Annotated in this window: 11 protein-coding genes; 3 read left to right on the top strand and 8 right to left on the bottom strand. The window is 48.0% G+C overall.

The features are described from left to right. Positions 1 to 88: 88 nt before the first annotated feature. The 7 genes from murJ to AC23N5_RS03220 form a co-directional block, all read right to left on the bottom strand. Positions 89 to 1633: a murein biosynthesis integral membrane protein MurJ gene (gene murJ / locus AC23N5_RS03250; RefSeq protein ID WP_487754461.1), complete on the bottom strand. Its 1545-nt coding sequence runs from the start codon at positions 1631 to 1633 to the stop codon at positions 89 to 91. Further along, positions 1630 to 2616, bottom strand: coding sequence for a hypothetical protein (locus AC23N5_RS03245; RefSeq protein WP_487754460.1), 987 nt, complete (start codon positions 2614 to 2616; stop codon positions 1630 to 1632). The genes murJ and AC23N5_RS03245 overlap by 4 nt, the downstream gene beginning before the upstream one ends. A 66-nt stretch (positions 2617 to 2682) precedes the next feature. Continuing rightward, positions 2683 to 4353, bottom strand: a complete 1671-nt coding sequence (locus AC23N5_RS03240; protein WP_487754459.1) for a hypothetical protein — start codon at positions 4351 to 4353, stop codon at positions 2683 to 2685. After that, positions 4346 to 4822, bottom strand: coding sequence for a KdsC family phosphatase (locus AC23N5_RS03235; protein ID WP_487754458.1), 477 nt, complete (start codon positions 4820 to 4822; stop codon positions 4346 to 4348). The genes AC23N5_RS03240 and AC23N5_RS03235 overlap by 8 nt, the downstream gene beginning before the upstream one ends. Positions 4823 to 4851: 29 nt before the next feature. Continuing rightward, positions 4852 to 6510: a hypothetical protein gene (locus AC23N5_RS03230; protein WP_487754457.1), complete on the bottom strand. Its 1659-nt coding sequence runs from the start codon at positions 6508 to 6510 to the stop codon at positions 4852 to 4854. Between the two features lie 28 nt (positions 6511 to 6538). Continuing rightward, complete coding sequence (locus AC23N5_RS03225; protein ID WP_487754456.1) at positions 6539 to 7288, bottom strand: acylneuraminate cytidylyltransferase family protein; 750 nt, start codon at positions 7286 to 7288, stop codon at positions 6539 to 6541. Next, a complete protein-coding gene (locus tag AC23N5_RS03220; RefSeq protein WP_487754455.1) occupies positions 7278 to 8180 on the bottom strand; it encodes an N-acetylneuraminate synthase family protein in 903 nt (300 codons plus the stop codon). Before AC23N5_RS03220 ends, AC23N5_RS03225 begins: the two co-directional genes overlap by 11 nt. 177 nt (positions 8181 to 8357) lie before the next feature. Between AC23N5_RS03220 and hemH the strand changes: the two genes are divergently transcribed. From hemH to AC23N5_RS03205, 3 genes are all read left to right on the top strand, one after another. Next, positions 8358 to 9419, top strand: a complete 1062-nt coding sequence (hemH, locus tag AC23N5_RS03215; protein ID WP_183977758.1) for a ferrochelatase — start codon at positions 8358 to 8360, stop codon at positions 9417 to 9419. A 151-nt stretch (positions 9420 to 9570) separates the two neighbouring features. Continuing rightward, positions 9571 to 11724 (top strand): TIM-barrel domain-containing protein, encoded by a 2154-nt coding sequence (locus AC23N5_RS03210; RefSeq protein ID WP_487754454.1) that lies wholly within the window; start codon positions 9571 to 9573, stop codon positions 11722 to 11724. 83 nt (positions 11725 to 11807) lie between these two features. Next, on the top strand, positions 11808 to 13958 hold the full coding sequence (locus tag AC23N5_RS03205; RefSeq protein ID WP_487754672.1) for an alpha-galactosidase: 2151 nt from the start codon (positions 11808 to 11810) through the stop codon (positions 13956 to 13958). A gap of 294 nt (positions 13959 to 14252) precedes the next feature. On the opposite strand, the gene AC23N5_RS03200 is transcribed toward AC23N5_RS03205, so the two are convergent. Beyond that, positions 14253 to 15356 (bottom strand): T9SS type A sorting domain-containing protein, encoded by a 1104-nt coding sequence (locus AC23N5_RS03200; protein WP_487754453.1) that lies wholly within the window; start codon positions 15354 to 15356, stop codon positions 14253 to 14255. Positions 15357 to 15465: the final 109 nt, after the last annotated feature.

Here is a 15465-nt window from a genome sequence, read left to right as displayed (position 1 = left end):
AGCCTATTTTTGGTAAAATAAGAGGCTACTAAAGTTCGGGTCAAGCGTTGTGGATTTCTCCTGTCGTCGAAATGACAGAAAAAGGGTATTACTTGGAAATACGCTTGCTTATTTTTTCTCTAATAATCTGTAAGTCAGTTACTTTTAGTAAAAGGCAGATGCCGATGAAAACAAGGGTGGCTACGCCTGCAAGGCTGGCCCCAATAAAAAAGCTGACCAGTTTGTTGTAGTGACTAATGGCTTGCCAATAGCCTTTGGCCACCCAACCTACCCCAACGCTGACTAGGAAAGCAAAGGTAATTTTGAACACTTCGCCCCGTTCATAAAAACCAAAATAGGCTTTTTTCTTGGTCCACACCGTAAGAAGGGGAACAAGCGCCATGAATGTACTGTGGGTAAACAAATGAATCAAAACGCCCGTAAAACCGAAGGTCTGGATGATGAAGTAGCTAAACAAAGCCGAAAGTACGTGAACCACACTCCAGAAATAATACTGCAACTCAGGATTGGTGACCGAAACGGCCAATTTGCGGTAAATCATGTATGGCCCTGTGCAAATCATGGCGGCAAAAAACACGCACAAAAGCTGATAAACGCTTTCGACGTCTTGGGCGTTGAATTTTACGCCACCCCAAAGCGTCCAAATCAGATATTGTCCTCCCGCTACGAAAGGAATAAGCACCAAAAAGCCAATGAAATACGAAAAATTGAGGTTTTTGGCGACAAAAGCTTTGATCAACTGTCCGTTGTTTTGGTGAAGCAGGCGATTGATTTCGTTGAAAAAAACGGTGCTAACGGGGATTAAAAAGACGTTGGCCACTTTTCCGTAAATGAGTTCGGCGTACCGAAACAGCGCGTACGTACCCGCTGGCAAAAGTGAAAGAGCGGCGTTGAAAATAAACGTATAGACCTGTACGCCACCCATGTAGGTGGACGTCGCCATCAGCGTACTGGATAGTTCACGAAGGGGAAAGTGAGGGTTGCGGAAAAGCCACGTATGGCGATAATGAATGTGCCGCAAATAGTAGGCGACGGTGCCAAATTGAGCCAAAACACTGATAAAAAGGGCAGCAACCAAGCTCCATATATTGCCGTCTCTTCCCCAAATGCACAAAATTAGCACATGCACGAGCTGCGAAATGGTGCTGGTAAACTCGGTTTTTCCGTAAATATTTTCCGCGTTCAACATACCTTGAAACACGTTGGTGGCAATCTGAATGGGGAGTAAAAAACCCGTAAAACAGAAAATTTGCCACACTTGCTCTTTGGTCGTTAGTTTAAAGCCAGGAACAAGCAGGTTGACGACGTCGGTACCGCTGGCAATGAACAACAGCACCAAAACAAACGCGATGCCTACGATGTAGTTGGCCAACGTTGCTACAATCGACATCGCGGCGGCGGTATTTACTTCGGATTTGATGCGGTGATAACGTGCTACAACTACTTCGACAAGCTGGCCTGCGTTGACAAAACGGGAGACGGTCGTCCCTAAAACGGAGGCTGCGAAAAATGCTTCTACTTCGGCAGAGGTACCAAAAAAATAGACCATGAGTGTTGAGTTGACAACATTCAGGATGACATTGATGGTGTTGAGACTGAGTAAAGTAGCTATGTTACGATAATCTAAATTCATTTAAAGCGTTGTAAAATCGTTTTGGCCAATTGCTTGACGAAAAAGCGAAATTTGTGGGAAAAAGTATATAAATGAGGATAATCTGCCTGGCGGTTTGATAAATATTTTTTTTCGATGACGTTGGTGCGGAGTCGTTCAAGGTGCTGGCGTACGTACCGAGGTGAGTTGGTGGAGGTCAATTCCACTTTTTCCATCCAAAGGTCTTTGTGCAAATCAATGGTTTTGTTCCTAAAAGCCGACATTGGAATGTGGTTACAGCGGATTGTTTGTAAAATTTCGGCATCCGAGTAGCCGCCGTGGGGAAACGTTCGGTATTTGCGCAAAATATGTTCTTTTTCATAACAATACGAATACTCAAAGACCAGCGTACGCTCCCATTCGGGCACGGCTCCGATGTAATCAGAACGAAGAAGCCCCATGCCCATGTCACCCGTGGCTTGAGCGAGGCGTTGTACTGTCACGATGGGCGTAGCCCGAACGGCATTCCAAAGGTTGTCGTAGTCGTACCAAAATCGGCGACGCGGAATTTGAACCAAACCGTCGTTGGCAGCGGTGAGTTTGGTGGTTAAAAACGTAAAATTATCGGGAAAAGAATCAAAATCAATCACTTCATCGGCATCCGAAAGAAGTACCCAAACGTCGGGTTCGTGGCCGTATTTTTCAACGATGTACTTTTGGGCCAACGAACGCTGTCGGCGCTCCGAATCCATCCCTTGAGTATCAATGTCTTTGCGCGTGTAATCAATAGGAGGGTGCTGCAACGAGGCCGAAATGAGGTGAATACGGTCGCGAAACGGGGCAAATCGCTCGTCGGAGTCAAGTACTTGTTGGGCAAAAACGCCCTTGTGCTCTCCTTGAAAGGTATATTCGTTTTCAACAATGACCCACTCCGTTATGGCTTCTCCGCCCAGAATAAATTTAATCAGTAGCGCTTCCTTTTCGTGGGGTTCACTGAATAGAAAAGTATCAATAATTTTTGTCATAAGCCAGATGAAACTAAGGCGAGCCTGTTTACGAAAGCGTAAAAGATAGTTGTAAAAACAACGTGTTTACTGCTTGAAACGTATGCGAAATTGAGAAATCGTGCGGTGAGTTGTGTATAACACAGGTTTTTGTCCAACTTTTAACCAATTAATTTCGTACGCATCAAACGACTGCAGACAGTCATATACTTCGGCTTCAAGCCCTTTTCGGAAATAACTTCGCTGCTTCAGCATGGCCGAAAGATCATTCCGTTTGGAAGCAGTTGGGAATATAATGTGCTGATTATCTTTGGAAAGTACCAAGTAAATTGCTTCGTTGTCTCGGCTAGGAAATTGGAGCTGAGGTTCTTCAATGAGCCAATAATTTCCGCAAGTAACCCCGTCGAGTTTTTTCTCTTCAAAACGTTCGGCTACGGCCTGACTTGCCAAATCGGTGCGGGTCGCGTTGTTGAGTTGGGTCAATAAATCGTACGGAGCTGCCACGGTATATAAGCCAGTTTGTTTGGCTTCAACAACATCCGCGCCGTATCGAGGGTTGGGGGTGGTAGCAAGCAAATCGAGCCGATTGTGAAGTCGATTGTGGTAGTCCACAATGGTGCGCCATTCGGTGGTTTTACGCAAGCCAATGTCACGGTAAAAACTCAGCACCGTTACCAATCCAACCACTCCCCAAACCGACACGCGCCCCCAGCGAGGCAGGTGAAAAGGAAGGTGGCGGAAGGCCATTAAAAGGCTTGCGGCCACGGCCAACGAGCTGTATTGCCGATAACGCCCTCCAATGATGATGCTCATGCCTTTCTCGGCCCGAAACAAGCCAACAGCCAAGGCTGTCAGTGCAACAAAAGCAACCAACGCCAAAAGAACAAGGTCGGTACGTTGGCGGGTTTTGAGGTAGTTTTTGGTCGTAATCAATGTCATGGTGGCAACGCCAGTTCCCACAATCACCGCGATGATTTGCCCTGCCTTTCCGCCTAACAACGCCCCGTAAGAGCCCAAAAACGCGAGCACGTTGAAAGGTAAAAGCGGTAAATTAGTTAACAAAAATAAGCCTTCAGACGGCTGTTGACGCATCAAATAGAAATAACTTCCGCAGGTAAAAATTCCCGCGCCAGCCCAAATAGCCCATTGCAAAAAAGGACGGCGCTCAAAGAAGAGCAGTAGAAAGCCAATGGGCCAAATCATCAGCCCGTTGCCGTTGGCAAAGGTCGCAACAATGGCGAGGGGCAGCGCCCAGTACCAATGCTGCGGACGAGTGATGAGCAAAATGCTGCAAGCAACGGGCACAAACACCCAAATATTAGACCACAAGGCCATTGCCCACAAGGCCGTAACGGAGTATTGAGGATTGAGAAAGACAAAAATTACCAACAAAAAATAGAGCGAAGGATAACGTTCGGTGGGGGTAAACGTGGCGTAAAGCACCGCCAGTGGAACCAACAGCAGGGCATTTCCCCAAAGAAGCAACGCAAAGATGTTGAGATGCCCCGTTAGGCCGTAATTAATCCAGCTTACCATTCGAGTCATCGAAATAATGTGCTCATTGTGAGGAAGTAAGATAGAGCGGAGTTTCTCCCAAGGCGTATTTTCTCGAAAAGCAAGAAGGTACTCTAAAATGGCGTCGTAATCGTCGAGGTAAGGGATGTCCACGGCATAGTGGGCAACGTAATAGAAATACCACGCTACGTAGAGAGTTGCACCGATAAGAAGTCCTGTTAATCCAGCAGTTGTTTTAGGCATTGTTGTTCAAAATGAGCTCCACAAACTCGCGCACGGCACCATCGCCGCCTTTTTTTTCTAGTAAAATAATGTTCGGAATTTGCTTAATGGTCTTGACGGCATTGGCAGGACAAGCCGCAACGCCGACTGCACTCAGAAGTTCAAGGCAATTGATGTCGTCGCCTACGTAGGCCACTTCTTCAAGACCGATGTTAAGTTCTTGGCAAATTTGTTGGGCGGCGGCCAATTTTCCCCCATCACGTTTGCCCTGATAAAGGTAATCGGCTTTGATTTTAGCTGCTCGTCGTGCCACGATTTGGGTATCTTCCGACGTTACAATTCCCGTTTTAATCCCTGCTTTGCGGAGCAGTTCAAACGCCATTCCGTCGTGCGTATGAAACCGTTTGAACTCGTCGCCACTTTCGGTGTAATACATGCTGCCGTCGGTCATAACGCCATCCACATCGGTTAAAAAGAGCTTTATCGCCATTGGGTCGTTCAGTTTAAAATGTTGTCCACCTAAGGCCGTATCGTTTGTTTCGTAGCATAAAACTCCGCTTCCTTATTTTCGGCAATGTGCACTAAAAACAAGGTGTATTCTCCCTCAGGAAGCTGGCAAGTGGCCAATTCCCCCACAAAACCAGGCTGGAAGTACGTTCGTTGCCGCACAAATTGCGCAGGCTTTGTTTTGAGCGAAGTGGTCGGATACAAGAACGTACGTTGGTCACTCTTCAGCGCCCAAAACCACAGGGCGTTTGGCGTAAGCTCAAACTGTGGCGTTGTTGATTTGACGGTATATACTTCCACGCAACGAGTCGTATCGGCCGATTTATCAATATGAATAGTGATGGGTGACAAAGGTAGGTTATCCGAAGAACGAGGCCATTTAAAGTCTTCAAAGCTAGCGAGGTCGGCTTTCAATAGGTTTTTGGCCAACGTTTCTTGAAAAATACTGGCAAACTCCTGAGGAGCTGGCATTTCAAGATAAAGAGCGTTGTTGTGCTGCATGTTGTAGGCGTCGGTAAAAAAACGCTGATTGTCCATGTAGCGATAGCCCCAGTCGCGGTAGTACGAGAAAATACCCACCACAAGGCTCGCAGCCATCGTTCCTGCCAAAAGCCAGTTGGCTTGGCGTTTGGGGTACAAATAGACGACACTGCTCAGATACCCCAGCGCAACTGCCAAAGCGGAGTAATGCCGATAACGTCCTAGATACATGGCATCTAGCCCAACGGGCTCGGTGCGCAAAATGGCAACGCCGCCCGCCGTTGCGAGAATGAACAAAAAGAAGACAAGCATCCGAAAATGGAAAGAAGTGCCGTAGGAAGGCTTTTTCCATTGACCCAAATTTATCACCACAAGTGCGGCCGTAACCACAAACCCAAGCCCTAATGCTACTTTTTTGAGGCTTCCCGAAATAAAATCGCCGTAGTTGCCTACGAAAATCATGCTTCCTAGCAGCCATTTCAACGGATTTTTTTGAACTCCGTAAAAAGTGTCAGGAACTCCGAGCGATTTGGCCCATTGGTAAGCCAAAACCACCAGAACGCTGGCGGCTCCCCACACAACAAGGCGTTTGGGGGCGGTTTTTTGAAATAATAATACCCCAAAACCAATCAATAAGACCAAAAGGCCGTTGCCGTTGGAAAAGGTGGCGGTGAGTCCGAGGAAAAAGGCCAAGCCAAAGCGCCAAAATTCTTTTTTCTCCGAAATCAATAAGTTGAAGGATTCAACCGCCAGCCAAACCACAATGAGGTTGGACCAAAGTGCCATCGGCCAGAGGGCTGTTTCGGAAAATTGAACCTGAAAAAGAATGAAAGGAACGGGCAAGAAAAGCAAGGCTGGAAGCTTGGCTTCTTGGGACAAACGATACAAAATCCATGTAACCCGCACCCAAAAAAGATTGCCCAACAAAATCATCATTTTCAAATCCATCTGCCCCATTACGGCCACTTGGAGGTAAGCAATGAGTTTGGCAGGGAGAATCACGTGTTCCCGAAAGGGCACAAAAAGCAATCGTCCTGCTTCGGGAGCAAACGGGAAAGCCCGATTAATAAAAGCCAAAATGGCAGGAATATCGTCCTCGTTGGGAAAAGGAGTGCTAAAATGATAGGCGTACCAAAAGAAAAATAAAACAGGGAGGCTACCTGCGGCTAAAATGGCGAGTTTTTTGAGCATGAGGGATAACGTTTTTGGAAACTAGGTGTTACTCAAATCGCACACACTCGACCTGATTCATGGTTTCTTCGGCTTTGCGAAAACCAGCAAGGTCGTCGATGTCGATGGCATACTCAAAAGGCAGGACATAAGGCAGAATAGGATAGCCTGACATGGATTTTTTGTCCAAAATAACGTGCGGACGAATGACGTCGAGGTTCCCGATGTGCCAATGTACGGGCGGGAGCTTTTGACGGGGTTCGTTGTAAAACTCAGGAAGGGTAGGGTGACTCAAAAGCGGCTGCATGGTGGCCGTTTCGGGGTCATATACCCACATTTTGTAAGGAGTAATGGGCGACGGCGTGATGGTACGGATGCTATCGGCCTCGGGGGTATTCCAAAGGGTTTGAATGGCTTCGTCGATGTGCCGAACCGACCGAACGGGCGAGGTGGGGCGCAACTGCACCACGAGGTCGGGGCGGTAGCCTTCGTTTTCCCAAAACCAGTTGAGGGCGTGCGTAAATACGTCAAAATCGGTACTCAAGTCTTGGGCAAATTCTGCTGGTCGGAGAAAAGGTACTTCCGCGCCGTACTGCTGGGCAGCGTCGGCAATGGCCTGTGAGTCGGTTGAAATAATGGTTCGCGTAATGGACGGGGTTTCAAGGGCTGCTTTGACACTGTAAGCGACCAACGGATGTCCCGCCAGCGGCAATAAGTTTTTATTGGGAAGCCCTTTGCTACCGCCTCGGGCTTGAATAATAGCTAAAACGTTTGGTTGCGCCATAAAATTAGGAGGCAATAGGAGTTGTGTTTTTGCGATATTTGAGCTTATCGCGTTGTTCGGCTTCGATGTCCAAAATTTCCTTGTTTTTAAACGTAAGGGCTTGTTGGATTTGGGTCAAATCCCGTACCAGTTTTTGAAGACCTGGGACTTCAAGCGAGGCAGCGTGGTCAGTTCCTTTCCACGTACGGTCTTTGGTGAAATGGCGTTCAATCCAACGCGCTCCCAAGGTGTAAGCGGCAACGTCAGCGGCAATGCCTAAGTGGTGGCCCGAAAACCCAATTTCTTTGACTCGGTGGTCGTAATGTTCGTACAAGCGATTGATTTCCAACAAACAAATGTCTTTGAAAGGCACAGGGTAGCCTGATGTACAATTGTACAACACCAATCGACTTTTGGCTTGGTCGGTCACTTCAAAAAACTTGACCAATTCTTCAATTTCATCGAGTGTCGTCATTCCCGAAGAAATATGAATATCGCCCGCGTACTCGTCGCGAAGCAACTGAAGCATTTCGTAGTGGTTGTTGCAAGCCGACGGCACCTTGATAAAATCGGGCTTGAGGGCGGCGATTTCTTGGGCCGAAGTAATATCCCACACCGAAGTAGCGTAGCCAATGCCAAGCGACTCGGCGTACTCTTTGAGGTCGGCGTGTTGTTCCCACGTAAATTCTAAAAATTCGCGGTGCGCGCCGTACGTATTTCCATACGCATTGTAGGGTACGGGGTGAGGGGTATTGTATTGTTCGTCGGTGAGCAATTCGCGGGCATTTCGCTTCTGAAATTTGGCGTAATCAGCACCGCAGTCTTTCGACAACTTGATAAGTTCTTTAGCGATTTCAAAGTCTCCCATGTGGTTACAGCCAATTTCGGAAATGACCAAGGGTTTACGATAATCAAATTTGAAAGCCATAGTACGTGCAATTTGGATTTGTTTTTAGAAGCAAAAAGGTCACAAAGGTAACGGTTGATTTTGAGTTTTGGCTATTGTGTTCCAATCCACCGTGCTAGTTACCTCGTATATTTGCATAAAAATTCGTAGGAACTTTTTTCCTCGAATTCAGTTACAATGATAGGTATTTTAATGAATATGAATCAATCTGTGTCGCAACCTAGTTCGAGTACTTCCAAAAATATTGGTAAAACGGGGGTTTTTATTGTAAACCTCGGTACGCCTGATAGCCCCAACACCCCTGATGTTCGCAAATATTTACGTGAATTTTTGATGGATGGGCGAGTGATAGACATTCCGTTTATCCCTCGTTTTTTGTTGGTTAATGGCATCATTGCGCCTTTTCGTTCGCCAAAATCAGCCAAAACGTACAAAGAAGTATGGCTTCCCGAAGGGTCGCCGTTGAAAGTGTATGGATTGGCGGTAGAAAAAATGCTGCAAGAAGCGTTGGGCGACGATTATGTGGTCAAACTAGGGATGCGTTATCAAAATCCAAGTATTGAATCACGATTGATGGAGTTTCAAAAAATGGGCTTGACCGAAATCATCGTCATTCCGTTTTTCCCTCAATATGCTTCTGCTACCACAGGTTCGGTATATGAAGAAGTAATGCGAGTGTTGTCTAAGTGGCAAGTAATGCCTTCGGTAAAGTTTGTGAACCAGTTTTTGGCACACCCTAAATTCTTGCAAGGATTTGTCCAAAATGCTCAAAAATACCTCCAAGCGCACCAGTACGACCATTTTATCTTCAGTTATCACGGTTTGCCTGAACGTCAAATTCGCAAAGGAGATTGTACCAAAGAAGTCTGCAAATTGGGCAGCTGCTGCGATACCCTGCATGCGATGAACCAACACTGCTACCGCGCGCAGTGTTTTGAAACGACTCGACTGCTAGTAAAAGCCCTCAACATTCCTGAAGGGAAATACACGACCTGTTTTCAGTCACGGTTGGGTAATGACCCGTGGATTAAGCCCTACACAGAAGACGTTATCAAAGAGCTTCCCAAAAAAGGACTCAAAAGCGTTTTAGCTTTTTCTCCTGCTTTTGTAGCCGATTGCCTTGAAACCACCCTCGAAGTAGGTGAAGAATACAAAGAAGTATTTGAAAAAGAAGGTGGTGAACATTGGGATTTGGTCGAAAGTCTCAACGACAGCCCAATTTGGGTAGAAACGTTAGTGGATTTGGTCAAAACGTGTTAGCGGTTGCTCACAACCGCGCTTCTTGGTGAAAGGTGGGAGAATCAACCACACTCTTTCGCAAAAGTAGTTGTTTCAAACATGATGAGTTTGGCAGAGGTGTTGGCTTTTGTCCCTAATGTTCTATTGGGATAATTGCTAAACGCTTTAATTCATGCAACACCAACGACGTCTGTTCCTCACATTTCTTCTCTTTACCGTATTTCATTATTCCCGAGCCCAAGCTCCGCCTCAGTGGCAGGAGGTGCAGCCTGGCATCTGGAAAGCCACGGCGGGCAAGCCTGAGAAAATCAGCTTACTGGGCGCGGCGGGTGCCAAACCCAACCTGACAGCACTGGCGGCCTTGCCCAAAGCACCGTTTCCGCTGGCAAAAACCGACATCAGTGTGCGGGTCATCGACGGCAAAACCTACCTGCGCTTTCCGCTGGAAGAAGGCGAGCAGCTGTTTGGGCTGGGTCTGAATTTCCAGACCGTCAATCAGCGCGGACGAATCATGGAGCTGCACGTTGACCACTACGGTAGTAAAGACAATGGCCGCACTCACGCCCCCGTGCCGTTTTATGTCTCGTCCAAAGGCTACGGCGTGCTGGTGGATGCCGCCCGTTACATCACGGTTTATGCGGGTACCGCCGTGCGAACCGATGCCAAACACCCGCCCATTCTGCGCGACCGCAACACTGATAAAAAATGGGAAGCTCAGCCGTATTCTGACGCTGTCGAAATGCTGGTTCCTGCCGAAGGCGCGACCTTGTACGTTTTTGCGGGCCCAACGCCGATGAACGTGGTGCAGCGCTACAACCTTATGAACGGCGGTGGGTATTTGCCCCCAAAATGGGGTTTGGGCTTTACCCAGCGCGTCCCGACGCTGTATTCGCAGGACGATATTCTGAAAGAAGTACAGAGCTTTGAAGAACACAACTTCCCGCTCGACTTCATCGGCGTTGAGCCGGGTTGGCACAGCATGGCGTATCCGTGTACGTTTGAATGGGAAAAAACGCGTTTCCCAGACCCCAAAGGTTTCTTAAAAAAACTGGCCGACAAAGGCATCAGCGCCAACCTTTGGATGAACCCTTACGTGTCACCCGTCGGGACGTTGTACCCCAAAATCAAACCGTTTACGGGTTCGCATACGGTTTGGAACGGGATTGTGCCTGATTTTACCTTACCGCAAGCCCGTCAACTGTTCAAGGAACATTTTATGAGTCAGCACCTGAACATCGGGGTAGGCGGCTATAAAATCGACGAGGTGGACGGGTACGACAACTGGATTTGGCCCGATGTCGCCACCTTTCCGTCGGGAACGAGTGCCGAGCAAATGCGACAAACCTACGGGCTGATGGTGCAGCAGATGACGGGTAGCTGGTTCAGGGAAATCAACAAGCGGACCTACGGGCTGGTTCGGGCGTCCAACGCGGGCGCGAGCAGTTTTCCGTACGTTATTTACAATGATTATTACAGCCACAAGGATTTTATAACGGCACTGGTCAACAGCAGTTTTATCGGTGTGCTCTGGACGCCTGAGGTTCGCGCGTCCAAAACGGCCGAGGAATGGGTGCGGCGGATGCAGTCGGTTTGTTTTTCGCCCATGGCCATGCTCAATGCGTGGGCCGATGGCACCAAACCGTGGTCGTTTCCCGAAGTGGAGCAGGCCGTGAGCGATGTCGCCAACCTACGGATGCAACTGCTGCCGTACTTGTATTCAACCTTTGCGCAATATCGGTTTGAGGGAAAACCGCCGTTTCGGGCCATGAATTTGGTCGAAGGTTTCGGTTTTAAGTCGGTGACGGTGGCAGGAACGTTTGACGCGACGGCCAATCCGTACGCCATGAGCATCAAAAAAGACATCAAAGACCAATACATGATGGGAGATTATCTGTTGGTAGCGCCGATGTTTGCGGGCGAAAAAAGCCGCGAAGTCTATTTACCGCAGGGTAAATGGTACGATTTCTACACGGGGAAAGAGGTCGGCGAAAATCAGGTGATTGCCGTTACGCCCGCGCTGGACAAAATTCCGTTATTTGTAAAAGACGGCGCTCTCATTCCGATGGTGCCACCGCACCGACAGGCTCCGAAAGCGGGCGAAACGCTTCCCCTGACTGTTCGGCATTACGGCACAGCATCGGGCAGTTTTCAGCTGTATGATGATGATGGAACGACCTTTGACTTTGAAAAAGGAAGTTACTCTTTTACCCGACTGACGGTTAACAAAGCGGCCGATGGTAAACTCAAAGGCGATATGGTCGCTCCTGCCACTAGCAAGCCTTTTGGCTATTCTAAAGAAATTAAATGGGAGTTTATGACTCCTTAAAATCTAACATCCCGAAAGTTTTGAACTTTCGGGATGTTGAAAAACCTCCTCTAATGAAACACATTTCTGTACTAAGCCGCAACATGTTACGGCTTTACGTAATTTTCGCTGTCCTGTCAGCCCACGCTCAAACCCGCTACAACCAACCCGCCACCGTTGACTGGTTGGTAACGCCCGTGACCCAAAAAGCCGAAGTCATTACCGAAGGCAAAAACATCATTTTGTACAACGGGCTGGTCAAACGCGTTTTTCGCATCGAACCCAACGTGGTTTGCATTGATTATAAAAACCTGTCGAACGGCCAACAACTTTTACGGGCCGTTAAGCCCGAAGCCAGAATCGTGGTCAACGGCAAAACGTACAACATTGGCGGGCTAATGGGGCAAAAGGAAAATGCCTATTTGTTGCCCGAATGGGTCGATAAATTGACCGTCGGGAAAGACGATTTTGTGGCAACGGGTCATTCGGTATCGGACATAAAACCGTTTGTGAACTGGAAAGCCAATTCGTGGGCGGCGACCCAAAAAGGCCCTTCGGGCAAGGTGCTGACCTTCCGTTACAAAGCGCAGGCCGAAGCCGTGAAAGGGCTGGAAGTGACGGTAAATTACGAGCTTTACGACGGTATTCCGTTGATTGTCAAATGGGTGTCTGTTGAAAGTAAACAAAATGCCGAACTGAAACTGAACCGTGTGGTCAATGAAGTATTGGCGTTGGTAGAAGAAGAAAGCGCCGTAGTGGGTAAGCCCACCGAAATGAAAAAACAGCATGGGATTTACGTAGAAACTAACTACGCCTTCAACAACGCCATGCGCTACGACATCAGCGACCAGACCACGCACTGGAAAATTGATTCGACTTATACCTCGCAGGTCAACTACAATTTTGAAACACCTTGCTTGCTGGAAGTGTATCCCGAAAAAGCGCCGGGCATCGACCTCCAGCCCAATGAGGTGTTCAAATCGGTGCGGACGCACGAGTTGCTGATGGACAGCTATGACCGTCAGCGGCGGGGGTTGATGATTCGGAAAATGTACCGAACCGTGGCCCCGTGGACGACTCAAAACCCGATTTTTATGCACCTTGTCAGTAAAAATGATCAGGAAGTAAAAAGCTGCATCGACCAATGCGCCGCCACGGGTTACGAAGCGGTTATTCTGAGTTTTGGCAGCCACCTGAACATGGAGGACAGCACCGCTAAAAACATTGCCCGCTGGAAAGAACTCGCCGATTATGCGCATAGTAAAAAAATTCTGCTGGGGGGGTACTCGCTGTTCAGTAGCCGACGTATCAGCGATGAAGACGACGTGGTTGACCCGAAAACGGGCAAACCGGGCGGCGCGTTTTTTGGCCATGCACCTTGTTTCGGCAGTAAATGGGGACTGGCTTACCGCAACAAAATCAAGTACTTTTTTGCAAAAACAGGGTTTGACATCTGGGAAAACGACGGCCCTTATCCGGGCGATGTGTGCGGGTCAACCGTACATCCGGGGCACAAAGGACTGGACGATTCGCAGTGGCGGCAAATGGAAATTCAGAAGGAACTGTATCGCTGGCTGAACGAACGCGGGGTGTATATCAACGCGCCCGACTGGTATTTTCTGGACGGTACGCACAAAATCGCTATCGGGTATCGGGAGGTGAATTTCTCGTTGTCGCGCGAGCAGCAGCGGATTCTGAACCGTCAAAACATTCACGACGGAACGATGGAAAAAACGGCGGCTATGAGCTGGGGCTTTGTCCCGCTGACCCGCTACCAGGGCGGTGGGCCTGAGGCGGTTTTGGAGCCACTCAGCGAACACCTTACGGATTACGAACAACTGATGGTGCAGTACTACGGAGCGGGTGTGCAGGCTTGTTACCGTGGCCCGCGCCTGTACGATACCGAAACTACCCGTCAGCTGGTGTCGAAAACAGTGGCGTGGTACAAGCAGTACCGCGACATTCTGAACGCCGACATGATTCACCTGCGCCGCGCCGACGGCCGCGACTGGGATGGTTTTATTCACGTGGACCCGCAGCAGAAGCAGAAGGGCTTTTTGATGCTATACAACCCGACCAAAGAGCGTATCACGCGGACAATCAACGTCCCGCTGTATTACACTGGCTTGACGTCGGCCGCTACGTTTAAAGAAAAAGGTGCAACGGCAAAAAAATACACCCTCAACCGCAACTACGAAGTAGCGTTGACCGTCACGATTGCCCCTGAAAGTTATACGTGGTTTACGGTTGAGTGAGCCAGTTACGGTTTGACTTCTCCGAAGTCTTTGATGTAAACCTAAAATCTACAAAGGTTATGCTTCTCCGAAGCTTTTTTGCCTTGTAGAGGCGCAAGGTTTGCTACTAAAATCTACAAAGGTTGTGCTTCTTCGAAGCTGCTGTTTTCGCCTCGGAGAGGCACAACCTTTGTAGCTGTTTTTTCGTACCAATATATTTGTATTTGCCTCGGAGAGGCATAACGTTTGTTGGTATTTAACGTCAGCTGCTACATTTGTAGCTGTTTTTTTTGTACTAATATAGTTATACGTGGTTTATTGTTTCATAAATTTACCCGTAGCGACTCTGTCGGCATTTATTCGAACCAAATAAGTGCCCGCAGAGAGCTGTGTCGTATCAAAACTGTGTTCGTGTATCGGAGAATAAGCGAAAGAACGATATTCAGAAAGTACACTTCCTGTCATGTCAATAAGTTGAAAAACGGCTGTTGAAGACACTAAACCCCGCCAAACGACATTGATGCGTTGGTGAGCTATGGAAGGAATGACAAGAAGTTGACTCGTTGGCATACGGTCAATGCCCGTAATGGGGCCATTGGAAGTCTCAGGGAATTCAAAAGGGGGAATGCTAACGGGCGTACCCCCAAAATCACCGACAGGTAGCGTAGTTTCGAACTGAGATTCACTGATACGGAGGCCATTTCTCCATTCTTCGACCTTTACTACAAAGGTATATTGGCCAATTTGAGTAGGAGCATTCCATGTCAAAATACCTGTTCTGGATTGAATACTAAATGTACCCTCGCGGGTTACTTCATTTGGGTAAAGATACGCATCGATGGGTTGAGCCGAACAAGTGCCTGAGCGGGTAGTTTTACTTTTGTCTATCCGATATACAAGGCTATCTCCCTCTGCATCAATAGCTTGAAAGTCACCCGTAAATACTTGCCGAGTAGCGGCAAAATATGTTCCAATGGCTTCATTGAAGGTAGGTGTAGAATGAACTAAGTTGGCCGAAAAAGTCGTTTGAATGTAAAACGGGCTATTTATGGCGTTGAAATTAGAAATATTGTCACCGCGATTTTCGAGGGCTACCGATACCGTAAATGTGTTGGGAGTGGCATAGGTGTGTTGGGCTTGGTACGTATTCAGTGAAACCGCCCCTTGCGATAAAAGCCGTCGAGCTTGGCGAAAAGCCGTTATTGTTTGGCCGTTTTCTCCCGTGCAAATGCTGACGCTGCTTTGCCCTTCCGCGGCAGCAGAACCACTACGTTCATCTATCAATAAGTAAACCGTCATGGAATAAGTTAAGCCCGTGGATGTAGCTCGGGCGACTCGAATGGTCCCACCTTTGACATGAGTGGCATAAGAAGTAGAAACGATACCCCAAAAAAGGAAGAAGATAGACAGTTTTTTCATGGCGTTATGTAGATAGAGTTTCTATTTAAACGCCTGAATATTAGAAGTTAGTGTGTTTTTAGTTGGTAAAGTTTTAGCCAAAGAAAAAAAAGCCGCAATTGTCGCATAG

Source organism: Runella sp. R5_40 (genome assembly GCF_057652295.1).
This window is presented reverse-complemented; position numbering and strand designations above follow the sequence as displayed.